This window comes from Solimonas terrae (assembly GCF_011067135.1).
GTDB classification, from domain to species: domain Bacteria; phylum Pseudomonadota; class Gammaproteobacteria; order Nevskiales; family Nevskiaceae; genus Solimonas; species Solimonas terrae.
The window spans coordinates 312,957-334,695 of record NZ_JAAMOW010000004.1 but is presented as its reverse complement, the minus strand read 5'-3'; the positions used below and the strand labels follow the sequence as shown (position 1 = coordinate 334,695).

At 65.7% G+C, this 21,739-nt stretch carries 21 protein-coding genes; 5 read left to right on the top strand and 16 right to left on the bottom strand.

What is annotated here, in order from left to right; genetic code table 11:
• Window positions 1-72: 72 nt before the first annotated feature.
• The 16 genes from nuoN to G7Y85_RS09675 all read right to left on the bottom strand — a co-directional run bounded on the left by nuoN (window position 73) and on the right by G7Y85_RS09675 (window position 17,674).
• Window positions 73-1,530: an NADH-quinone oxidoreductase subunit NuoN gene (nuoN, locus tag G7Y85_RS09750; protein ID WP_166255607.1), complete on the bottom strand. Its 1,458-nt coding sequence runs from the start codon at window positions 1,528-1,530 to the stop codon at window positions 73-75.
• Window positions 1,527-3,059 carry an NADH-quinone oxidoreductase subunit M gene (gene nuoM / locus G7Y85_RS09745; RefSeq protein WP_166255604.1) on the bottom strand — a complete coding sequence of 511 codons (1,533 nt, stop codon included), beginning with the start codon at window positions 3,057-3,059 and terminating at the stop codon, window positions 1,527-1,529. The genes nuoN and nuoM overlap by 4 nt, the downstream gene beginning before the upstream one ends.
• A gap of 12 nt (window positions 3,060-3,071) precedes the next feature.
• On the bottom strand, window positions 3,072-4,937 hold the full coding sequence (nuoL, locus tag G7Y85_RS09740) for an NADH-quinone oxidoreductase subunit L (RefSeq protein ID WP_166255601.1): 1,866 nt from the start codon (window positions 4,935-4,937) through the stop codon (window positions 3,072-3,074).
• A gap of 130 nt (window positions 4,938-5,067) precedes the next feature.
• A complete protein-coding gene (gene nuoK, locus G7Y85_RS09735; protein WP_166256000.1) occupies window positions 5,068-5,376 on the bottom strand; it encodes an NADH-quinone oxidoreductase subunit NuoK in 309 nt (102 codons plus the stop codon).
• A 33-nt stretch (window positions 5,377-5,409) separates the two neighbouring features.
• Window positions 5,410-5,898, bottom strand: a complete 489-nt coding sequence (gene nuoJ / locus G7Y85_RS09730) for an NADH-quinone oxidoreductase subunit J (RefSeq protein ID WP_166255598.1) — start codon at window positions 5,896-5,898, stop codon at window positions 5,410-5,412.
• The gene (gene nuoI / locus G7Y85_RS09725) at window positions 5,895-6,476 is read right to left on the bottom strand and encodes an NADH-quinone oxidoreductase subunit NuoI (RefSeq protein ID WP_166255595.1); all 582 of its coding nucleotides are present in this window, start codon (window positions 6,474-6,476) and stop codon (window positions 5,895-5,897) included. Before nuoI ends, nuoJ begins: the two co-directional genes overlap by 4 nt.
• Window position 6,477: 1 nt before the next feature.
• Window positions 6,478-7,500, bottom strand: coding sequence for an NADH-quinone oxidoreductase subunit NuoH (gene nuoH, locus G7Y85_RS09720; RefSeq protein WP_166255592.1), 1,023 nt, complete (start codon window positions 7,498-7,500; stop codon window positions 6,478-6,480).
• A gap of 4 nt (window positions 7,501-7,504) precedes the next feature.
• Entirely contained in the window at window positions 7,505-10,195 is a 2,691-nt protein-coding gene (nuoG, locus tag G7Y85_RS09715) for an NADH-quinone oxidoreductase subunit NuoG (RefSeq protein WP_166255589.1), read from the bottom strand.
• Window positions 10,196-10,206: 11 nt separating this feature from the next.
• On the bottom strand, window positions 10,207-11,550 hold the full coding sequence (nuoF, locus tag G7Y85_RS09710) for an NADH-quinone oxidoreductase subunit NuoF (protein ID WP_166255586.1): 1,344 nt from the start codon (window positions 11,548-11,550) through the stop codon (window positions 10,207-10,209).
• The gene (gene nuoE / locus G7Y85_RS09705) at window positions 11,550-12,089 is read right to left on the bottom strand and encodes an NADH-quinone oxidoreductase subunit NuoE (protein ID WP_166255583.1); all 540 of its coding nucleotides are present in this window, start codon (window positions 12,087-12,089) and stop codon (window positions 11,550-11,552) included. Before nuoE ends, nuoF begins: the two co-directional genes overlap by 1 nt.
• Window position 12,090: 1 nt before the next feature.
• On the bottom strand, window positions 12,091-13,884 hold the full coding sequence (gene nuoC / locus G7Y85_RS09700; protein ID WP_166255580.1) for an NADH-quinone oxidoreductase subunit C/D: 1,794 nt from the start codon (window positions 13,882-13,884) through the stop codon (window positions 12,091-12,093).
• A 6-nt stretch (window positions 13,885-13,890) separates the two neighbouring features.
• Complete coding sequence (locus tag G7Y85_RS09695; protein WP_166255577.1) at window positions 13,891-14,559, bottom strand: NuoB/complex I 20 kDa subunit family protein; 669 nt, start codon at window positions 14,557-14,559, stop codon at window positions 13,891-13,893.
• Window positions 14,560-14,590: 31 nt separating this feature from the next.
• Window positions 14,591-15,028: an NADH-quinone oxidoreductase subunit A gene (ndhC, locus tag G7Y85_RS09690; RefSeq protein ID WP_166255574.1), complete on the bottom strand. Its 438-nt coding sequence runs from the start codon at window positions 15,026-15,028 to the stop codon at window positions 14,591-14,593.
• Between the two features lie 239 nt (window positions 15,029-15,267).
• Window positions 15,268-16,311 (bottom strand): succinylglutamate desuccinylase/aspartoacylase family protein, encoded by a 1,044-nt coding sequence (locus G7Y85_RS09685; RefSeq protein WP_174839755.1) that lies wholly within the window; start codon window positions 16,309-16,311, stop codon window positions 15,268-15,270.
• Between the two features lie 5 nt (window positions 16,312-16,316).
• Window positions 16,317-17,222: a 30S ribosomal protein S6--L-glutamate ligase gene (gene rimK / locus G7Y85_RS09680; protein ID WP_166255568.1), complete on the bottom strand. Its 906-nt coding sequence runs from the start codon at window positions 17,220-17,222 to the stop codon at window positions 16,317-16,319.
• Window positions 17,219-17,674: an ATP-dependent zinc protease family protein gene (locus tag G7Y85_RS09675; RefSeq protein WP_366514940.1), complete on the bottom strand. Its 456-nt coding sequence runs from the start codon at window positions 17,672-17,674 to the stop codon at window positions 17,219-17,221. Before G7Y85_RS09675 ends, rimK begins: the two co-directional genes overlap by 4 nt.
• A gap of 101 nt (window positions 17,675-17,775) precedes the next feature.
• Between G7Y85_RS09675 and G7Y85_RS09670 the strand changes: the two genes are divergently transcribed.
• The 5 genes from G7Y85_RS09670 (at window position 17,776) to G7Y85_RS09650 (ending at window position 21,677) form a co-directional block, all read left to right on the top strand.
• Window positions 17,776-18,084: an Mpo1-like protein gene (locus G7Y85_RS09670; RefSeq protein WP_166255562.1), complete on the top strand. Its 309-nt coding sequence runs from the start codon at window positions 17,776-17,778 to the stop codon at window positions 18,082-18,084.
• Window position 18,085: 1 nt separating this feature from the next.
• Window positions 18,086-18,499: a hypothetical protein gene (locus G7Y85_RS09665; RefSeq protein ID WP_166255559.1), complete on the top strand. Its 414-nt coding sequence runs from the start codon at window positions 18,086-18,088 to the stop codon at window positions 18,497-18,499.
• 75 nt (window positions 18,500-18,574) lie between these two features.
• Entirely contained in the window at window positions 18,575-20,464 is a 1,890-nt protein-coding gene (gene mnmG, locus G7Y85_RS09660; protein ID WP_166255556.1) for a tRNA uridine-5-carboxymethylaminomethyl(34) synthesis enzyme MnmG, read from the top strand.
• Between the two features lie 207 nt (window positions 20,465-20,671).
• On the top strand, window positions 20,672-21,169 hold the full coding sequence (locus G7Y85_RS09655; RefSeq protein WP_166255553.1) for a DUF3617 domain-containing protein: 498 nt from the start codon (window positions 20,672-20,674) through the stop codon (window positions 21,167-21,169).
• 70 nt (window positions 21,170-21,239) lie between these two features.
• A complete protein-coding gene (locus tag G7Y85_RS09650; RefSeq protein ID WP_166255550.1) occupies window positions 21,240-21,677 on the top strand; it encodes a hypothetical protein in 438 nt (145 codons plus the stop codon).
• The last annotated feature ends 62 nt before the right edge of the window (window positions 21,678-21,739 follow it).

The window sequence follows — 21,739 nt, the reverse complement described above, 5'->3', positions numbered from 1 at the left end:
TGTCGATCACACGTTATGCGAAAGCGATGCCAGAAGGCCAGCATCGGGCGCAGGCTGATGCGCCCGGCATGATCAGCCCGCCGGAATCAGCGTCGACACCTGCAGCAGATGGATGAACGGCTGCGGGAAGATGCCGAGCGCCAGCATCAGCAACATTGCCAGCAGGGTCATGATGCCGCCCGTACGTTGCGCCCAGTCGAGCGGCGCGCTGAAGCGGTGCTTGCTCGGATCGAGCAGGAACAGCGAGATCATCAGGCGCAGGTAGTAGTACAGGCCGATCGCGCTGCCGACGACCACCGCGCCAAGCAGCCACCACAGGTGCGCATCGACGCCGGTCGTGATCACGTAGAACTTGCCGATGAAGCCCGCGGTCAGCGGAATGCCGGCCAGCGACAACAGCATCGCGGTCAGGATCGAGGCAAGATATGGCCGGCGCCAGAACAGGCCGCGATAGTCGTAGATGACGTCGGCGTCGCGCTCGCCCATCGGGCTCGAACTCAGCGTCACGACACCGAAGGCGCCGAGTGAGGTGACCACGTAGGTCAGCAGATACGCGCCGACCGCTTCGACCGCCAGCGGACCACCGGCGATCAGCGCCACCATGCAGTAGCCGAAGTGGGCGATCGACGAATACGCCAGCATGCGCTTGACGTTGTTCTGCCGGACCGCGAGCAGATTGCCGACGACGATCGAGGCGAATGCGAGCCAGCTCAGCACTTGCACCAGCGAGGCCTGGTAATAGCCGCCGGCCTCGACAAAGTAGCGCATCAGCACTGCGAATACCGCCGTCTTCGACGCCGTCGCCAGATAACTGGCGACCGGCGCCGGTGCACCCTCGTAGACATCCGGCGTCCACAGATGGAACGGCACCAGCGAGAGCTTGAACCCGAGGCCGATCAGCAGCAGCGCACCGCCGAGCATGCCGATCCGGCTGCCCCCGGCGGCAAAGTAGCCGCCGACGTCGGCGAAGCTCAGGCTGCCTACCTGCGAGTAGATCAGCGCGATACCGAACAGCAGGAAGGCCGAGGCCACCGCCGACAGCACCAGATACTTGAGGCCGCCCTCGAGTGGCCGGCGACTCTTCACCGGGTAGGCGATCATCGCGTACAGCGGGATGCTGAGCAGTTCCAGGCCGATGAACAGCGATGCGAAGTGCTGCGCGCAGGCCAGCGTCAGACCGCCGAGCGCCGACAGGCACAGCAGCAGGTACATCTCTTCCTTCTCGCCCTTGAAGCCTTCGAGATAGGCGTGCGAAAGCGTTGCCGTCGCCAGCGTCGCGACCAGGATCAGCGCCATGTAGAACAGCGCATAACCGTCGACGACCAGCAGCGGCGTGACCGTCATCGCCGGCTGCGCAACGTAGATCATCGCGCCGCAGGCGATCAGTGCCAGGTTCAGGCCGATCACCGACAAGGTCGCGTTGCCCTGGTGATGGCGCTTGCAGGCGATCGCCAGCATGACGACGACGATCGTCGCCGAGACCAGCAGCAGAGGCGACATCGCGGCGAACTGGATATCCGTCAGCATCATGGCGCGACTCCGTTCAGAGCCTGCGCGGCACTGTAGATGCTGTGTACCTGATGCATGGACGCCGCCGACGTATCGAGCACGAGTTGCGGATACAGGCCCAGACCCAGCAGCAGCAGCATCAGGACTGCCATCATGCCCAGTTCACGCTTGCCCAGATCCTTGAGCGGCGGCGCGCCTTCGGCCGGCGCCCCGTGGAATGCACGCTGCACGAGGATCAGCGCATAGACCGCGCCGAACACCAGACCGCTGGACGCGAGGATCGTGATCAGCGGACTGATCGGCCAGCTGCCGAGCAGGATCAGGAACTCGCCGACGAAGTTGCCGAGTCCCGGCATGCCCAGCGCGGCGATCGTGAAGAACAGCGCGATCGGCGGCAGGTACGGGAAGCGCGCCCACAGCCCGCCCATCTTGCTCAGTTCGCGGGTATGGATGCGCTCGTAGATTTCGCCGCAGAGGATGAACAGCGCGCCGGCCGAAAGTCCGTGCGCGAGCATCTGCACGACCACGCCCTGCAGGGCCTGCGGCGTGCCGGCGTAGATGCCGATCAGCACGAAGCCCATGTGGCTGACCGAGGAATACGCGACGAGACGCTTGATGTCGTTCTGCGAGAAGCACAGGAATGCGCCGTACAACACGCCGAGCACACCGAAGCTCATCGCCACCGGCGCGAATTGCGCCGAAGCATTCGGGAACAGCGGCAGCGCGAAACGCAGCATGCCGTAGGCCGCCGTCTTCAGCAGGATGCCGGCGAGATCGACCGAACCCGCAGTCGGCGCCTGCGAGTGCGCATCCGGCAGCCAGGAATGCAGCGGCACCATCGGCGTCTTGACCGCAAACGCGATGAAGAAGCCGAGCATCAGCATCATCTCGACCTTCGGCGCCATCACCGTCTTCAGCAGCACCATGTAATCGAAGGTGATCGTGCCGGTCTGCTGGTAGTGGACGATGACCAGACCGAGGATCGACAACAGCATGATCAGGCCGGACGCCTGCGTGAAGATGAAGAACTTGGTCGCCGCGTAGATGCGTCCCTTGCCGCCCGGGGAGTTGTGTCCCCAGAGCGCGATCAGGAAGTACATCGGCACCAGCATCATTTCCCAGAGGAAGAAGAACAGGAACAGGTCCAGCGTCAGGAACACGCCGACCACGCCGCCGAGATTCCACAGCAGGTTGAGATGGAAGAAGCCGACATTGCGATCGATTTCCCGCCATGAGCAGGCCACCGCCATCACGCCGAGCAGGTTGGTCAGCACCACCAGCAGCAGCGACAAGCCGTCGATGCCCAGATGCAGGGAGATGCCGAAGCGCGGAATCCACGGCAGCTGATATTCGATCGTCCACTGCGGCACGCCACCGATCGCGGCCAGCGAGTAGTCGCCGACACACCACAGCCAGACCGAGATGCCGAGCGCGATCAGCATCGTCGCCAGCGCGATCCAGCGCGGGAAGCCGCGGCCGACGACACGCTCGCCCTGCCAGGCCAGCAGGCCGCCGATGAAGGGAATGAGAATGAGCCAGAGCAGAATCATGGTGGGCGGCTTCTACAGGAGGATCACGGCGGCGACCACGACGACCGCACCGGCCGCCGTCGCGCCCGCGTACCAGCGCAACTGGCCGGTTTGCGTGTGCGTGAACTGCGCGTTCAGCGCCATGGTCAGGCGCGGGATCAGGCCAATGGTCTGGTCCGCGACATCGCGGCGGTTGACGCGGACGAGGAACAGATAGGTCTGCACGAACAGCTTGTCGTACAGCCAGTCGAAGCCGAACGCCGCCCGCCACCAGCGGAACAGCAGGGTGCCGAGCGTCGAATTCCTTATCGCCGCCGCGGCCGCGCGATTCTTCAGGAAGAAGAACCATGCGCAGAAGATGCCGGCGAACGAGGTCAGCACCGACGCCGCCATCAGCGTGTGCTCGATCTGTTCGGCGCTCTCGCCGATCGCCGCCTGCGGCAACACCGCATCGAGCGGGATATGGATCCAGCCACCGAACAGGGCGGCGACGGCCAGCACCGCCAGCGGCAGCGAGTGATCGGCGCCGTGCGGCTTGTGGATCTCGTGCGTGTGACCGTGCTCGTCGACGTGCGGAGCGCCGAAGAACGCGATGAAGATCAGGCGGAAGGTGTACAGCGCCGTCATGAACGCGCCGGCCAGCCCCATCCAGTAGAACTCGCGATGGCCGTAGGCCCAGGCCTGGAACAGGATCTGGTCCTTGGAGAAGAAGCCGGAGGTCAGCGGGAAGGCCACGAGCCCCAGCGAGCCGATCAGGAACACCCAGAACGTGAACGGAATCTGCTTGCGCAGACCGCCCATCTTGAAGATGTCCTGTTCGTGGTGGCAGGCAAGGATCACCGAGCCGGCCGACAGGAACAGCAGCGCCTTGAAGAACGCGTGCGTCATCAGGTGGAACACGGCCGGCTGATACGCGCCCGCGCCCAGCGCCAGGAACATGTAGCCGATCTGCGACATCGTCGAGTACGCGAGGATCTTCTTGATGTCGCTCTGCGTCAGGGCGATGAAGCCGGCCATCAACAGGGTCAGACCACCGACCCAGCCGACCAGGTTCAGCACGTCCGGCGCCAGCTCGAACAGTACATGCGTGCGGGCGATCAGGTAGACGCCGGCGGTCACCATGGTCGCCGCGTGGATCAGTGCCGAAACCGGCGTCGGACCGGCCATCGCGTCCGGCAACCAGGTCTGCAGCGGCAGCTGCGCCGACTTGCCGACAGCGCCGCCGAGCAGCAATAGCGCCGCAGCGGTCACCATCGGTCCACCTTCGGCCCATTTCTGCGGCGCCAGCATCATCAGCTGCTGGATGTCGAGCGTGCCGAGACCGTGGAACAGGATGAACAGGCCGATCGCCATGAAGGTGTCGCCGATGCGCGTGACGACGAAGGCCTTGCGCGCGGCCGCACCGTTGGCCGCGTCCTTGTACCAGAAGCCGATCAGCAGATACGAGGCCAGACCGACACCTTCCCAGCCGAAGTACAGGAACAGCAGGTTGTCGCCGAGCACGAGGAACAGCATCGCCGCCACGAACAGGTTCATGTACGCGAAGAAGCGCGGATACGCTTCATCGCCGCGCATGTACCACGACGCGAACAGATGAATGAAGAAGCCGACGCCGGTGATGACGCACATCATCAGCATCGACAGCTCGTCGAGTCGCAAGGCGAACCGCGGCGCGAAGCCGTCGACGTCCATCCAGGTCCACAGCACCTGGGTGTACGACTCGCCGGCCGGCAGCTGGTAGAACTGCCAGCCGATCGTCGCCGTCAGCAGCGCCGACAGACCGATCGAGCCGACGCCGATCACCGCGGCGGCGTTTTCGGAAATGCGGGTACGCCCCAGGGCCAGCACGAGAAAGCCGAGCAGCGGGAAGGTGAAGACGAGGAAAAGGAGATCGAGCATCAGCGCGTTTTCCGGGAGCACAGTGACGCCATCCCTGGCGCGACGTTGACTCGGTGAGCAAGGCCCGGCCCGGGCATCCGTGCCCGTGCGTTCAAGACCGCTGAAAACTTCGTTTTCATGGCACGGTCTCTCACCCTCGCATCTCGCTCGCAGCATCCACATCCAGGGTGCGGAAGCGGCGGTACAGCTGGATCAGGATCGCCAGACCGACGGAGGCTTCGGAGGCGGCGAGCGACAGCACGAGGATGAACATGATCTGGCCGTCCGGCTGCTGCCAGCGGCTGCCGGCCACCACGAAGGCGAGCGCCGTCGAGTTCATCATCACTTCCAGCGACATCAGCATGAACAGGATGTCGCGCCGCATCATCACGCCGGCCAGCCCGAGCGCAAACAGGATGGCGGCGACCGCCAGTCCGTGTTCCATCGGGATGCCGACCAGACCTGTCGTTTCCATAACTTTCTTGTCGTTGTCCTAGTCGTGGCGTCCGAGATGGTAGGCCGCGACCAGTGCCGCGAGCAGCAGCATCGAGCCGAGTTCGACTGCCAGCAGATAGGGACCGAACAGATGCACGCCGACCTGCCTGGCATCGATCTCCGCAAGTCCGGCCGCATGCAGCGGCCCGCCGAGCAGTACGTCGAGCAGGCCGGCCAGCAGCAGACCCGCCAGCACCGCTGGCGCAAACCAGGTCTTCGGCGTCAGCCAGCGACGCTCCTGATCGGTGGTCGCGGTGCCGAGATTGAGCATCATCACCACGAACACGAACAACACCATGATCGCGCCGGCGTAGACGATGATTTCCAGCGCGCCGGCAAACGGCGCCCCGAGCATGAAGAACATGCCGGCGACCGCGAGCAGCGACACCACCAGATTCAGCAGCGCATGTACCGGATTGCGGCCGGTGATCACCAGCAGCGTGGCGGCGATCGCGATCGCCGCAGCGAGATAGAAGAAGAACGTCATGGCAGCAGCCCCTTGACGTCGACCGGTGCGGCCTCGTTCGCCGCCGTGCCCTTGGGCTTGCCGGCGATCGCCATGCCGGCGACACGGTAGAAGTTGTAGTCCGGATACTTGCCGGTGCCGCTGATCAGCAGGTCTTCCTTTTCATAGACCAGACTCTGACGCTTGTACTCGGCGAGTTCGAAGTCCGGCGTCAGCTGGATCGCCGTGGTCGGACAGGCTTCCTCGCACAGGCCGCAGAAGATGCAGCGCGAGAAGTTGATGCGGAACCACTCGGGATACCAGCGGCCGTCCTCGGGCTTCTCGGCCTTCTGCAACGAGATGCAGCCGACCGGGCAGGCGACCGCGCACAGATTGCAGGCGACGCAGCGCTCTTCGCCGTCCGGATCGCGGGTCAGCACGATGCGGCCGCGATAGCGCGGCGGCAGATAGGGCTTCACTTCCGGATACGGAATGACGTCCCGCTTGCGCCACGAGTGCGAGAAGATCATGACGATCGTGCGCAACTGCGTGTACACGCCCCACAGCAGCGCCTTGATCTGCTGCCACCAGGTCCGCTTTTCAGCAGCTTGATAAGCCATCTCAGGCTCCGTGCGAACGGGCGACGACCACGGCCGCCGTTCCCAGCAAATTGATCAGACTCAGGGGCAGGCAGACTTTCCAGCCCGCGGCCATCATCTGGTCGTAACGCGGCCGCGGCAGCGACGCGCGCAGAAGGATGAAGCTGGACATGAAGACCAGGCACTTGATCGCGAACCACGGGAACGCCAGCCACGGATGGCTGTCCACGCCCGGCCCGCTCCAGCCGCCGAAGAACAGCGCGACCGTGATGGCCGATACCAGCACGATGCCGACGTATTCGCCGACGAAGAACATGCCGAACTTCATGCCGGAATACTCGGTGTGGAAGCCGGCCGCGAGTTCCGACTCGGCTTCCGGCAGATCGAAGGGCGTGCGATGCACGACCGCGATCGCGGCGAGCACGAACGTGCAGAAGCCGAAAAACTGCGGAACGATGTACCAGCCGTGTTCGGCCTGGGCAACGACGATGTCACGCAGATTGAACGAGCCGGCGAGCATGACGATGCCCATCAGCGCGATGCCCATGAACACTTCGTACGACACCGTCTGTGCGGTAACGCGCAGACCGCCGAGCAATGCGTACTTGCTGTTGCTGGACCAGCCGCCGAGCATCACGGCGTAGACCTCGAGCCCGGCGATCGCCAGGAACAGCAGCACACCGACGTTGAAGTCCGCGACACCCCAGGTTGGTGTCACCGGCACCAGCGCGAACATCAGCAGCATCAGGCCCATCGCAAGGCCGGGCGCGAGGATGAACGTGAACTTGTCGACGAACGGCGGCAGCCAGTCTTCCTTGAAGAAGATCTTGACCATGTCGGCGATCACCTGGCCGAGACCGAACGGCCCGATGCGGTTCGGACCATAGCGGTCCTGCCACAGGCCGAGCAGGCGACGTTCGAGCCAGATCATCCACGCCGCGACGACGACCGTGACCAGCAGGATGACGATCGCCTTGACGCTGGCGATCAATGCCGCGGTGAACTGCGGGTGCGCGGCAAACCAGTTGACGACGGTATCGAGCATCGTCTCAGCCTCCGCTCACGGTGGCCATCAGGCCGTCGGCGAGAAACGGAATGCCGGCAAAACCGGCCGGCAGGCCGATCGTGCCGGCCGGCAGGGTCTCGCTGATCCTGGTCGGCAGCTGCAGCAGCGTGCCGGCGATCGCGACGGTCGCGTGACCGTTGGCGCCGGTCTTCGCGAAATCGACGCGCGGGATGGCGACGAACGCCGGAATCGCGCGCTCGCGAATCGGTTCGGCGCGCGACGACAGTTCGTCGCCTCCGAAATGCAAATGCAGCGCCAGCACGCGGAAGGCATCGCCGGACGCCACGAACGCCGCCGGCACGTCGCTGAAATAGCGTGGCGTCGCGCCGCCGGCAAACAACAGCTTGCCAGGATTGCCGCCGCGCAGATTGCCGCCGACTTCCTGCTGCAACTTGTTCCACGCCGACGGACTGTTCCAGCCCGGCGCCCAGGCGTACGGCAGCAGTTCGGTCGGCCGATCGAGACTGCCGGTGCCGTTGTAGCCCTCCATGGAGAAGCTCAGCGCGGTGTCGGCGTCCTGCGGCTGACGCGGCTCGTGCACGCTCTGGTTGGCGCGCATTGCGGTGCGGCCGGAGTAGCGATGCGGCTCGCGCGCGATCTTCATGCCGTCGATGCGGAACGCCGCATTCGGCGCCGCGTCGACGATGCCGGCCAGCGCCGGGACGGCCTGCGCACAGGCGGCGGTCATGTCGTCGAGAATCTTCCAGCGGCTTTCGCCATCGACGCTCGCCAGCCAGCGCCAGGACTCGGTAAGACCGATGCTGGCGTCGTAGTAGCCGGGATCGAAGACCTGGAAGTGACGCTGCGCGCGGCCCTCGTAGTTGACCAGCGTGCCGTCGCCTTCGAACACCGTCGCGGCCGGCAGCACGACCTGCGCACGCGCCGTCGTCGCCGACGCGCTGTGATCGATGACGATCAGATTCTTGACCTTGGCCAGCGCCGCATCGAGCAGCGCCTTCGGCGCGCGACGCTCGAGATCGTTCTCGAGTACGACCAGGGTGTCGGCTTCGCCACTGCTCAGCGCGGCAAGCGCCGCGGCCAGCGGCTGCGGGTCGAGCAGCGCGAGCCCGTAGCTGTTGGCCTCCGGCAGCGTCAGCACGAGGCCGGTGTCGGCAGTCTTCGCCTTCAGCGCCCAGGCGATGTTCGCCGCGGCCTGCATGACCGCCGCGGAACCGGCACCGGTGCCGGACACGATCAACGGCCGCTTGGCCCCGGCGAGCACCTCGGCGACGGTCCGGGCCAGCGCTGCGCTCCGGTGATCAAGATCGCCGACCGCAGGTGATGCGCCGTCGAGTTCGTGCGCAATCGCGAAGCCGAGCCGCGCCAGGTCTTCCGGCGCCGCACGCAGCTTGTCGCGTGCGATGTCGTCGAGCCGCGTCGCATCGACGCTGGCGACGAACACCGGATAGCTGTCGCGCTGCAGCAGGTCGGCCAGCGCGATCGTCTGCCATTCGGCAACTTTCTTCTCGGCGGCCAGCGCCTGGCCCTTGCCGCGTGCCGCCTGTCGCAGCGCCAGCGCGACACGCGGCGCGGTTGCCGTCACATCTTCGCCGAGCACCAGTACGGCATCGGCATTCTCGATTTCGGTGATCGTCGCGGCCCGCACCGGACCCTCGCGAACAATCGACAGTGCCAGCTTGACCAGCGCGCCTTCCCCGGTCGCGTGACCATCGTGGAAGTTCGCCGCGCCGACCAGTTCGCGCAGCGCGTAGTTGGCTTCGACCGACGCGCGCGGCGAACCGATCGCAAGCGTCTTCCTTGCGCCGTTGATCGCGGTGCGCGCCGCGGCGACGGCGACGTCGCCGGCCACGGTCTGGCCATTGATCAGCGCCTGCCGCGGACGATCCTTCAGATTCGTGTAGCCGTAACCGAAGCGGCCGCGGTCGCAGAGGAAGTAGCCGTTGAGATCGCCGTGGTAGCGATTCTCGATGCGGCGGATCTCGCCGTAGCGCTCACCGGGCGAAACATTGCAGCCGACCGCGCAGCCCGTGCAGATGCTCGGCGAATACTGCATGTCCCACTTGCGCGTGTAGCGCTCGGAGTGGGTCTTGTCGGTGAACACGCCGGTCGGACAGACCTCGGTGAGGTTGCCGGAGAATTCGGATTCCAGCGCGCCGTCCTCGACGCGGCCGAAGTAGACGTTGGCCGCCGCGCCGTAGACGCCGAGATCGGTGCCGCCGGCGTAGTCCTTGTAATACCGCACGCAGCGGTAGCAGGAGATGCAGCGGTTCATCTCGTGCCCGATGAACGGGCCGAGATCCTGGTTCAGGTGCGTGCGCTTGTCGAAGCGATACGAACGGCTGTGATGCGCCGTCATCACTGTCATGTCCTGCAGGTGACAGTGGCCGCCTTCCTCGCAGACCGGGCAGTCGTGCGGGTGATTGGTCATCAGGAACTCGACGACCGAGGCACGGAAATCCTTGGCTTCGTCGTCGGCGATCGAGATATAGGTGCCGTTCGACGCCGGCGTCATGCACGACATGACGATGCGGCCCATCTTGTCGGTCTCGTCGCGGTAGGACTTGACCGCGCACTGGCGGCACGCGCCGACGCTGCCGAGCGCCGGATGCCAGCAGAAATACGGAATGTCGAGGCCGAGGTTCAGACAGGCCTGCAGCAGGTTGTCTGCCCCGTCGACTTCGTACTGCTTGCCGTCTACGTGAATCGTGGCCATAAATTAATCGACTAAGCGACTTTGGCGTCGAGGACGCCGGTTTGCGCGAGATCGTGCACGTCGTCGGCTTTCGCCGCCGTCGGCGAAACCCCGGCTTCGAATTCGGCGCGGAAGAATTTCAGCGCGGACTGCAGCGGTTCCATCGCCCCGGGCGCGTGCGCGCAGAACGTGCGGCCCGGGCCGAGCAGCCTGGTGAGACGTTCCAGTTCGGCGAGATCGTCGGCGTGGCCGCGGCCCTGCTCCAGCGCCATCAGCATCTTCACGCTCCACGGCAGACCGTCGCGACACGGCGTACACCAGCCGCAGGATTCGCGCGCGAAGAACTCTTCGAGATTGCGCACCACCGACACCATGTTCTGCTTGTCGTCGACGACCGTCAGCAGGCCGGTGCCCATGCGCGAGCCGGCCTTGGCGATGGTGTCGAAGTCCATTGCCAGATCGAGATGTTCGGGCAGCAGGAAGTCGGTCGACGCGCCACCGGGCAACCAGGCCTTGAGGCGGTAGCCGTCCTTCATGCCGCCGCCATGATCCTCGAGGATTTCGCGCGCGCTGGTGCCGATCGGCAATTCGTAGACACCGGTGCGCCTGGCACGGCCGGACACGCCGTACAGCTTGGTGCCGCCGTCCTTGGACTTGCCCTGCGACAAACCCTTGAACCAGTCGGCGCCGTTGATGACGATCGGCGGAATGTTGAACAGCGACTCGACGTTGTTGACGACGGTGGGCCGCCCCCAGGCGCCGGCGATCTGCGGGAACGGCGGTTTGGCGCGCGGATTCGCGCGGCGCCCTTCCAACGAATTGATCAGCGCGGTTTCTTCGCCGCAGATGTAGCGGCCGGCGCCGGTGTGCACGAAGCAGTCGTAGTTCCAGCCGGAACCGAGGATATTCTGGCCGAGCAGTCCGGCCGCACGCGCTTCGGCCAGCGCCTTGTTCAGACGTTCGGCGGCGACCACGTATTCACCGCGCAGGAAGATGTAGCCGGTACAGGCGCCGATCGCATAGCCGGCGACGATCATCGCTTCCACCATCTGGTGCGGTGCGCCTTCCATCAGCAGGCGATCCTTGAAGGTGCCCGGCTCCATTTCGTCGGCGTTGCAGACCAGATATTTGGCGCCGGCATCCGGGCCCATCGGCACCAGGCCCCACTTCACGCCGGTCGGAAAGCCCGCGCCACCGCGACCGCGCAGATTCGAATCCTTGACCCGCGACTGCACGTCGGCCGGCGACAGCTCCTTGAGCGCCTTGCGCAGCGCCAGGTAGCCGCCACTGGCTTCGTAGGTGCGCAGATCCTGCGGCGCGGCGAGATTGACGCGCGCGGTCAGCGGCTTGACCAGCAGGTCCTGTTCGAGACTCATTACTTGTAGGCCTCCAGCATCGTCGCGACCTTGTCCGGCGTGACGTCGCCATGCAGATCGTCGTCGATCATCAGCGTCGGGCCCTTGTCGCAGGCCCCGAGACAGCAGATCGGCAACAGCGTGAAACGGCCGTCGGCCGTGGTCTGACCGTAGCGGATGCCCAGCGCACGCTCGAGCGCGGCCCTGATCTCGTCATAGCCGGTCAGAAAGCATGAAATGCTGTCGCAGACCTTGATCACATGACGGCCGACGGGCTTGCGGAAGATCAGCGAGTAGAAGGTCGCGACCCCTTCGAGTTCGGCGGCACCGATGCCGATGATCTCGGCGACCGGCGCGATCGCGCCGTCCGGCACCCAGCCGCGGCTCGCCTGGATGATCTTCAGCGCGCCGATGCTCGCGGCGCGACCATCCGGATAGTGCGCGACCTCGTGCTCGATCGCGTGGCGTTCCTCGCCCGTCAGCACGAATGGCGGCTCGACCCTGGCGGCGGTCTTGCCGGTCAGTTCCGCGAGTTTGATGACCGTATCGGATGTGCTCATGTCAGCGGTCCACGTCGGCCATGACGAAGTCGATCGACGCGATGTAGGCAATCAGGTCGGGAATCATCTGTCCGCGGATCACGCTGGGAATCTGCTGCAGATGCGCGAAGCTCGGCGTGCGGATGCGCGTGCGGTAACTCATCGTGCTGCCGTCGGAGGTCAGGTAGTAGCTGTTGAGGCCCTTCGTCGCCTCGATCATCACGCTCGCCTCGCCCGCCGGAATCACCGGCCCCCACGACACCTGCAGGAAGTGCGTGATCAGGGTTTCGATGTCCTTGAGCGTGCGGTCCTTCGGCGGCGGCGTCGTCAAGGGATGGTCGGCCTTGTACGGACCCGACGGCATGTTGTCGAGGCACTGCTGGATGATGCGCACCGACTGGCGCATTTCCTCGACACGCACGATCAGACGGTCGTAGGCATCGCCGTACTTGCCGGTCGGGATTTCGAAATCGAAATTCTCGTAGCCGCAGTACGGCCGCGTCTTGCGCAAATCGTAGGCCATGCCGGTGGCACGCAGACCGCCGCCGGTCGTGCCCCATTCCATCGCCTGGGCGGTGTCGTAGGCCGCGACGTGACGCGTGCGCGAAACGACGATCGAATTTTCGAGCGCCGCCTTCTGGTACTCGTCGAGCCGCTTCGGCAGATGCTCGATGAACTCGCGGACCAGACGGTCCCAGCCCTGCGGCAGGTCGTGCGCCAGGCCGCCGATGCGATACCAGGCCGGGTGCATGCGAAAGCCGGTGACGGCCTCGATCACGTCGTAGGCCTTCTGGCGATCGACGAACGCGAAGAACACCGGCGACATCGCGCCGACGTCCTGCAGGAAAGTGCCGAAGAACAGCAGGTGCGAGGTGATGCGGAAGAACTCCGACATCATGATGCGCACGGTCTGCGCACGCGCCGGCACCGTGATGCCGGCGAGCTTCTCGACCGCCATCACGTACGGCAGATTGTTCATCACGCCGCCGAGATAATCGATGCGGTCGGTATACGGAATGTACGAGTGCCAGCTCTGGCGCTCGCCCATCTTCTCGGCGCCACGGTGGTGATAGCCGATGTCCGGCACGCAGTCGACGATTTCCTCGCCGTCCAGCTGCAGGACGATGCGGAATGCACCGTGCGCGGACGGATGGTTGGGCCCGAGGTTGAGGAACATGAAGTCCTCGTTGTCGGTGCCCTTCTTCATGCCCCAGTCTTCGGGCTTGAACAGCAGCGCTTCCTGATCGAGATCCTGGCGCATCTGGTCGAGCACGAACGGATCGAACTCGGTGGCGCGCGCCGCGTGTTCCTTGCGCAGCGGATGGCCGACCCAGCGCGGCGGCAGCATGATGCGACGCAGGCTCGGGTGGCCGTCGAACACGATGCCGAACAGGTCCCAGACTTCGCGCTCGTACCAGTTCGCGTTCTCGTAAACGGTCGTCGCCGTCGGCAGATGCGGGTACTCGCCCTTCAGCGCAACCTTCAGCCGGATATCGGGACTGCCGCTGCGCGTCATGTCGCGCTCGATCGACAGCAGCTGGTAGACGACCGTGAAGTCGGCGGCCGGCAGATCCTGGCGATGCTTGCGCAGGCGCTCGTCGACCGCGGTCAGGTCGTAGAGCATCTTGTACGGCTTGGCGACGCCATTCTTGAGGTGGCGCAGCACGTCGACGATCTGCTCGGCGCGAACCCAGAGGGTCGGCATGCCATCGCGCGTGCGCTGCGGCACGAACGCGCTTTCACCGAAGCGCGCGTACAGATCGCGGATGACCTCGTTCTCGAGGCCAGGGACGGAGAGCGGTGCGTCGTCAGCCATCGCGACTCAAACCTGGTCCGGAGTGCGCAGCGTCGTCTGCGCGCTGCGCTCGGGTCGCAGCGTCTCCCGCCGCGATGGAAAATCGGCCTTGTAGACGCCCTGGTCACCGACCACCCACGACAGCGGCCGGCGCTCCTTGCCGATCGCGTCCTGCAGCAGGTTCAGCGCCTGCAGGAAGGCTTCCGGGCGCGGCGGGCAGCCGGGCACGTAGACGTCGACCGGCAGGAACTTGTCGACGCCCTGCACCACCGAGTAGATGTCGTACATGCCGCCCGAGTTCGCGCAGGAACCCATGCTGATCACCCACTTCGGTTCGAGCATCTGCTCGTAGAGGCGCTGCACCACCGGCGCCATCTTCATGAAGCAGGTGCCGGCGATCACCATCAGGTCGGCCTGACGCGGTGACGCGCGTATGACCTCGGCGCCGAAACGCGCGAGATCGTGCGTCGGCGTGAACGCGGTCGCCATCTCGACATAGCAGCAGGACAGGCCGAAGTTGTAAGGCCAGATCGAGTTCTTGCGGCCCCAGTTGACGACGCCATGCATCATGTCCTCGAGCTTGCCGAGGAAGATGTTCTTGTTGAGGTGCTCTTCGAGCGGATCGGCAACCTTGCTGCGCTGCTCCATCGGGTAGCGCGGCGCGTTCTTGTCGATGCGGGTGAGGGTGTATTCCATGGCTGCTTGCTCTGGTGGCTGGCGGCGACGCTTAGCGCGCGGGACCGGCGGATCGTTCCGCCGATCGCTCCTGCTGCAGGCGCGCGCGTGAAGCGGGCGCCCATTCCAGCGCGCCGATCTTCCACAGATAGACGAGGCTGGCGCCGAGAATGAAGATGAAGACGAAAGCCTCGATGAATCCGGCCCAGCCCGCTTCGCGAACCGATACCGCCCAGGCGTACAGGAACAGGGCTTCGACGTCGAAGATCACGAAGAACATCGCGACCAGATAGAACTTCGCCGAGAAGCGCAGGCGCGCGCCACCCTGACCGACGACACCGGACTCGAACGGCTCGTCCTTGGCACGCCCCCAGTCACGACCGCCGAGTACCCACGACAGCCCGAGCATGAGCCCCACGATGCCCAGGACCGCCACGACGTAGACGATCAAAGACCACGTGTCTGCTGACCATGCGCTGATGGGGGCCATCGCAAGCCTCGTTGGGTACTTTCTGGATCGGCGCCGCGGCGACATTGCCGGCCGGCATCCGCTTGAGTCGCGGAATTGTATATGACTGAACGCGCAATGCCGACCGTTTGCGGGAGGAAATGTCGGCACATAGGCGCTAAATGGCGGGCGATGCCGGTGAAGCTTTTGTCATCTGCGTTCGCATGACCGGCATCGTCACGGCGCGCGAACGCCCCGCCCGCTTCCCTGTTGCCGCCTCTTCAGACCACGCGTGGCTGGCTGCGGCGCGCACGCTTGAGCGCCCGACGCGCGGCCACGATATTGCGCGCGACCCCCGCCGCCGTCTCCGGCGCATCGAAGCGGGCGACGTGGAACAGGGCGTCGCCTTCATAGACCAGCGGCAGCGCCGTGCTGCCGACGACCACGCCATGTGCGCTGGCCAGCACCGGCGTCTCCGGGCCGCCGAAGGGATCGCCGATCACGCCGAGCACCTCGCCCTTGCGCACCTGCTCGCCGAGCGCCACCTGTACGCGCAAGACGCCGCTGGCGGCCGCGCGCACCCAGCTGCTGCTGCGCGCGATCACCGGTTCCGGCAGGCGCGTCGCGGCACGTGCCGCCGGCAGCATGTCGAGGGCGCTCATGACATTCAGCAGGCCGCGCACACCGGTGCGAATCGCCATTTCGTCGAAGCGCAGAGCCTCGCCGGCTTCGTACAGCAGGACCGGGATGCCGTGCTCGGTCGTGTACTCGCGCAGCGTGCCGGAGCGCGGCGTCGAATTGAGCAGCAGCGGCGCGCCGAATGCCTGCGCCAGCCGCAGGGTCTGCGGATTGGCGAGATCGCCGCGGATGTGCGGCAGGTTCGGCCTGTGGATCGCGCCGGTGTGCAGGTCGACACCGTATTGCGAGCGGCCGACGATCTCGCGCAGGAACAATTTCGCGAGCCGCGCCGCCAGCGAGCCCTTGTCGCTGCCGGGAAAGCTGCGATTGAGATCGCGGCGGTCCGGCAGATAACGCGACTGGTGAAGGAATGCCAGGGTGTTGACGACTGGCACCGCGAGCAGCGTGCCGCGCAGCTGCCGCAGGCCGCGCTGCAACAGCAGGCGGCGAATGATCTCGACGCCGATGATTTCGTCGCCATGCAGCGCCGCGCTGACGAACAGGGTCGGCCCCGGCTCACGGCCGTGCAGCACCCGCACCGGAAGGCTGACCGGGGTATTCGTATAAAGACTGACGACCGGCAGCTCGACCAGCCGGCCTTCGCCCGGCCGCAGCACCTGTCCGCCGATCTCGAAGTTGCCGGCCATTGCCGTCATCCCCTGGCCTTGCCGCGCGAACCCCGCGGCTGCGCGTGGCCTTCGATGAACTCGATGATGCGCTCGGCGATGTCGATGCCGGACGCGGTCTCGATGCCTTCCAGCCCCGGCGAGGAATTGACTTCCATGACCATCGGCCCGGACGCCGACCGCAGCAGATCGACGCCGGCCACATTGAGTCCCATGATCTTCGCCGCGCGCAACGCAGTACGCCGTTCCGCGGGCGTGATCTCGACCGGGCTGGCGCTGCCGCCGCGGTGCAGATTGGAGCGGAACTCGCCGGAACAGGCGGTACGCTGCATCGACGCCACCACCTCGTCGCCGACCACCAGGCAACGGATGTCGCAGCCCTGCGCTTCGCGGACGAATTCCTGCACCAGGAAATACGCATCGAGTCCGCGGAATGCCTCGATCACCGATGACGCGGCATTGGCGGTCTCGGCCAGCACCACGCCCTCACCCTGCGTCCCCTCGATCAGTTTGATCACCATCGGCGCGCCGCCCACCAGTTGCATCACGCCTTCGGTGTCGTCCGGCGCATGCGCGAACGCGGTGCGCGGCAGACCGACCCCCTTGCGCGCCAGCAACTGCAGGGCGCGCAGCTTGTCGCGCGCGCGCGCGATCGCCACCGATTCGTTGAGCGTGTAGACATCCTGCATCTCGAACTGGCGCACGACGGCCGTGCCGTAAAACGTCACGGACGCACCGATGCGCGGGATCACCGCATCGAAACGTTCGAGCCGTTTGCCGCGGTACCAGATCTCCGGATTGCCCGGCTGGATATTCATGTAGCAGCGCAGCACGTCGATGACCTGCACCTTGTGGCCGCGCGCTTCGGCCGCCTCGACCAGGCGCCGGGTCGAATACAGCCTGCGGTTGCGGGACAGCAGCGCGATCTTCATGCCGCCACCTTCGGCCGACGGATGCGACCCTGCACGAAGCTGGCCGCCGGATCGACCGCGAAGCGCCCGGCGATCGCCGTGCGGCCCAGCAGCATGCGGAAGCGCAGAGCATGCCGCGCGCTCAGCGAGACCTCGACATTCCAGCGCTCGCCACCGAGCAGGATCGCGGTGCTGATGAACGGACGCAGTTCACGGTGACCGCCGGAGTCCGTCACCCAGCGCCGATCGATCAGTTCGGCTTCGCACCATTGTTCGTCCGTCGATTTCTGCAGCGGCTGCAGCGAAAAACGCACACGGCCGTTGTCCAGCGTTTCGATCGTCGTTGCGTGCAGGGCCGACGAGCGTGCGCCGGTATCGACCTTGGCCTTGATTCTGGCGATCCCCAGCTCCGGCAACGCCAGCCATTCACGCCAGCCCAGCACCGGCAAATCCGTCGCCTCGCCTCGCTTCACCGACCGCTCCTGTCGCAGAACGCCATGACCGGCCGCTAGCATAGCGGCGACAAGCGGCGAACGCGCCTATACTTCGCCGCATCGCCGATGGGGGTTACAAGATGGCCGAGTCGCAGTTCAATTCGTTTGCCGAGTTCTACTCGTTCTACCTGTCCGAGCACGCCAACACGACCGCGCGGCGCCTGCATTTCATCGGCAGCTGCCTGGCGCTGGCCTGCTTCGCGTTCGGCCTCGCCAAAGGCATCTGGTGGTACTTCCTCGCCGCATTGATCGCCGGCTACGGCTTCGCCTGGGTGGGCCACTTCTTCTTCGAGAAAAACCGGCCGGCAACGTTCTCGCACCCGTTCTACTCGTTCGCCGGCGACTGGCGCATGTGGTGGGAAACGCTGATCGGCAGACTGCCGTTCTGAAGTGACGCCGGCGCACATCGACGATCGCGAACTGCTCGCCGGTCTCGCCGATGGCAGCCTGCCGGCGGCCCGCTTCGATCACGAAAATCATGTGCGCGTCGCCTGGCTGTGCTTGCGCGATGCAGATGGCCGCGCCGCCGGCGAAGCACGGTTCTGCAATCTGCTGCGCACGTACGTCGCCGGGCTCGGCGCCAGCGACAAGTACCATCACACGCTGAGCGTCGCGCTGCTGCGCCTGATCGACGCGCGTCGGCGCGTGCGCCCGGAACTGGACTGGCCGGCGTTCGCGGCGCTGCATCGGGAACTGTTTGTCGACGCGCGCGGCCTGCTGGCGCGACACTATTCGGCGGCGCGCCTGAACAGCGCCGCGGCGCGGCGCGAATTCGTCGACGCCGATGGTGAGCCACTGCCGTAGACCGATGGGCAATTTCTGCCCGACGACAACGGTTTCGGCGTAGAATCCGCGCCCTTCGCGGACTCCTTTTGCATCATGCCGGACCTTCATCATTTTGACGTCATCGTCATCGGCGGCGGCCATGCCGGCACCGAAGCGGCGCTCGCGCCGGCGCGCATGGGCTGTCGCACGCTGCTGGTCACGCAGTCGATCGAAACGCTGGGCCAGATGTCGTGCAATCCGGCGATCGGCGGCATCGGCAAGGGCCATCTGGTCAAGGAAATCGACGCGCTCGGCGGCCTGATGGCGCGCGCTGCCGATCGCGCCGGCATCCAGTTCCGCATTCTCAACGGCTCGAAAGGTCCCGCGGTGCGCGCCACGCGCGCGCAAGCCGACCGCATGCTCTACAAGTGGGCCGTGCGCGAAGCACTGGAAAACCAGCCGAACCTGACGCTGTTCCAGCAGGAGGTCGAAGACCTGATCGTGGAAGGCGGAGCGGTGCGCGGCATCGTCACCCGGCTCGGCCTCAGATTCCACGCCCCGGCCGTGGTGCTGACCACCGGCACCTTCCTCGGCGGTCGCATTCATGTCGGCATGGAAAACCATCAGGGCGGACGCGCCGGCGATCCGCCCAGCAATGCGCTCGCCACGCGCCTGCGCGAGCTGCATCCACGTGTCGGTCGCCTGAAGACCGGCACGCCGCCACGGCTGGACGGCCGCACGATCGACTGGGATGTGCTGACGCCGCAGCCGGGCGACATGCCGACGCCGGTGTTCTCGTTTCTTGGCTGCCGCGCCGATCATCCGCGCCAGATACCCTGCCATCTGACCGCGACCAATGCCGAGACGCACGCGATCATCCGCAGCGGCTTCGATCGTTCGCCGATGTTCACGGGCGTCATCGAAGGTGTCGGCCCGCGCTACTGCCCTAGCGTCGAAGACAAGGTCAACCGTTTTGCCGGCAAGGACAGCCATCAGGTGTTCCTCGAACCGGAAGGCCTGAACACGCGCGAGATCTATCCGAACGGCATTTCGACTTCGCTGCCGTACGACATCCAGGAACGCTTCGTGCGCACGATCCGCGGCCTCGAAGCGGCGCGCATCACGCGTCCCGGCTACGCGATCGAATACGACTACTTCGATCCGCGCGATCTCAAGCGTTCGCTGGAAACCAAGCTCATTGACGGCCTCTATTTCGCCGGCCAGATCAATGGCACGACCGGCTACGAGGAGGCCGCGGCGCAGGGTCTGCTGGCCGGACTCAATGCCGCGCTGCAGGTGCAGGGTCGCGAAGCCTGGACGCCGCAGCGCCACGAGGCCTACATCGGCGTGCTGATCGACGACCTGACCACGCGCGGCACCACCGAGCCGTACCGCATGTTCACGTCGCGCGCCGAACACCGCCTGCTGCTGCGCGAAGACAATGCCGATCTGCGCCTGACCGCCCAGGGCCGCGAACTCGGCCTGGTCGACGACCTGCGCTGGGACGCCTTTGCACGCAAGCGCGACGCAATCGACGCCGAACGCAGCCGCATCGACGCACTCTGGCTGAAGCCGGCGCAGCTGGCGCAGCCCGCGTTCACCGAACATTTTGGCGCCGCGCCGGTCGACAGCGGCGCCTCGGCGCGTGATCTGCTGCGCCGCCCGGAAGGCAGTTACGCGCTGCTGCAGACACTGGAACTGGCGCCGGCCGACATCGATCCGCAGGTCGCCGAACAGGTCGAAGTGCAGGCCAAGTACGCCGGCTACATCGAACGCCAGCAGTTCGAGATCGATCGCGTGCGCCGCTACGAAGACGCGCGACTTCCGCTCGATCTGGACTACGTGGCGGTTACCGGCCTGTCCAATGAAGTACGCCTGAAGCTGGCCGAACACCGCCCGGAAACCGTCGCCCAGGCCGGCCGGATTTCGGGCGTGACCCCGGCGGCGGTGTCGCTGCTGCTCGTTCATCTGAAGAAAATCGGGCAGTTGCGGCGTTCCGCCTGAACGGTTCATTTTCGATTCAGGGCCTGACGGTATCTTGCTAGCCAAGGCCAGTCCCCCAAGTCCTGCATCCCCCCAGCAGGACGCCCCGAAGGGCTCTCTCATCCCCCCCCGAGAGAGCCCTTTTTTTGTGTCCGGACGCCGGCCACTTGCGCCCTCGCCATGCGCGACCGATGATGAATTCCCACGCAACGATTAGGGGGAATTCTCATGCGCAAGCGCGTCGCGCCGCTGCTGGCGGCAAGCCTGCTGATCCCGATCGCCAGTGCTGCGTTCGCGGATGCCGGCGTCCACGAAGGGCAATGGCGCTATACGATGAAGATGGACGGCATGCCGATGCCACCGGAGATGAAAAACTTCGATGCGTCGGAGCTGCCCCCGGAAGTCCGGTCGCGGATGCCGCAGTTCAACGGCAACACCATGACCATGAATTTCGAGCGCTGCCTGACCGAGAAGGATCTGGTCCCGCACCAGGAAAACGGCAAGGAACACTGCAAGATCACCAAGATGGATCGCCACGGCGGCACGGTCGACTGGTCGTCCACCTGCGATACCCCCAAGGGCAAGATGGATGCCGTCGGGACGGCGACGTACAGCGGCGACACGATGACCGCCACCACGCACATGACCGGTACCGGCGATGACGGCAGGCCGCTCGACATGACGCAGAACATGACGGGCCAGTATGTCGGGCCCTGCCCGCAATAGAGATCCGGCCGGTTCAGAACCGGTTCAGTGTCGCATTCCAGAATCGCCAGCCTTCCACCGGAGTGATGCCATGAAATACCGCCTTTCAGCCCTCGCCCTCATTGCCGCCGCAGCCGCGATGAGCGGCCCCGCATTTGCCGCCAGCGTCGATGTCGGCGCGCATGTCGAGGCGGCACCCGCAGCCAGCGCCGATGCCGACGCCAGCGCCGCCACGACCACCGACAGCATCAAGGCTGCCGGCGCCGAAATGGGCCATGAAGCGAAGGTCGACGCACAGGCCGGCGTTGCCAAGGCCGGCGATGCCGCCGCCGCGACCGGCGCCAAGGTCAAGGCGGGTGCAAAGACCGCCGCACACAAGACCAGGCATGTCGCCAAGTCGGCGGCCGCCGCGACCGGTTCGGCGCTCGGCGCCGTCGGTGGCGCTGTCGGCGGTGTGGTGCACGGCACGGCCGACGCCGCGACCACCGGCGTCAGCGTCGACGCGGATGCCAAAGTCGGCGCGCAGTAGGCACGCCATTGCTTGCAGGCAAAGGCCCTCTCGTGAACGAGAGGGCCTTTGCCTTGCCCGCC

What these genes read in the sequence shown, in the direction of transcription:
- nuoN (WP_166255607.1), bottom strand. Translation starts at nt 1,530, where the DNA reads ATGATGCTGACGGATATCCAGTTCGCCGCGATGTCGCCTCTGCTGCTG.
- nuoM (WP_166255604.1), bottom strand. Translation starts at nt 3,059, where the DNA reads ATGATTCTGCTCTGGCTCATTCTCATTCCCTTCATCGGCGGCCTGCTG.
- nuoL (WP_166255601.1), bottom strand. Translation starts at nt 4,937, where the DNA reads ATGCTCGATCTCCTTTTCCTCGTCTTCACCTTCCCGCTGCTCGGCTTT.
- nuoJ (WP_166255598.1), bottom strand. Translation starts at nt 5,898, where the DNA reads ATGACGTTCTTCTTCTATCTCGCTGCGGCGATCGCGATCGCCGCCACG.
- nuoI (WP_166255595.1), bottom strand. Translation starts at nt 6,476, where the DNA reads ATGGCTTATCAAGCTGCTGAAAAGCGGACCTGGTGGCAGCAGATCAAG.
- nuoH (WP_166255592.1), bottom strand. Translation starts at nt 7,500, where the DNA reads ATGCTCGATACCGTCGTCAACTGGTTTGCCGCGCACCCGCAGTTCACC.
- nuoG (WP_166255589.1), bottom strand. Translation starts at nt 10,195, where the DNA reads ATGGCCACGATTCACGTAGACGGCAAGCAGTACGAAGTCGACGGGGCA.
- nuoF (WP_166255586.1), bottom strand. Translation starts at nt 11,550, where the DNA reads ATGAGTCTCGAACAGGACCTGCTGGTCAAGCCGCTGACCGCGCGCGTC.
- nuoE (WP_166255583.1), bottom strand. Translation starts at nt 12,089, where the DNA reads ATGAGCACATCCGATACGGTCATCAAACTCGCGGAACTGACCGGCAAG.
- nuoC (WP_166255580.1), bottom strand. Translation starts at nt 13,884, where the DNA reads ATGGCTGACGACGCACCGCTCTCCGTCCCTGGCCTCGAGAACGAGGTC.
- G7Y85_RS09695 (WP_166255577.1), bottom strand. Translation starts at nt 14,559, where the DNA reads ATGGAATACACCCTCACCCGCATCGACAAGAACGCGCCGCGCTACCCG.
- ndhC (WP_166255574.1), bottom strand. Translation starts at nt 15,028, where the DNA reads ATGGCCCCCATCAGCGCATGGTCAGCAGACACGTGGTCTTTGATCGTC.
- G7Y85_RS09685 (WP_174839755.1), bottom strand. Translation starts at nt 16,311, where the DNA reads ATGGCCGGCAACTTCGAGATCGGCGGACAGGTGCTGCGGCCGGGCGAA.
- rimK (WP_166255568.1), bottom strand. Translation starts at nt 17,222, where the DNA reads ATGAAGATCGCGCTGCTGTCCCGCAACCGCAGGCTGTATTCGACCCGG.
- G7Y85_RS09670 (WP_166255562.1), top strand. Translation starts at nt 17,776, where the DNA reads ATGGCCGAGTCGCAGTTCAATTCGTTTGCCGAGTTCTACTCGTTCTAC.
- mnmG (WP_166255556.1), top strand. Translation starts at nt 18,575, where the DNA reads ATGCCGGACCTTCATCATTTTGACGTCATCGTCATCGGCGGCGGCCAT.
- G7Y85_RS09655 (WP_166255553.1), top strand. Translation starts at nt 20,672, where the DNA reads ATGCGCAAGCGCGTCGCGCCGCTGCTGGCGGCAAGCCTGCTGATCCCG.
- G7Y85_RS09650 (WP_166255550.1), top strand. Translation starts at nt 21,240, where the DNA reads ATGAAATACCGCCTTTCAGCCCTCGCCCTCATTGCCGCCGCAGCCGCG.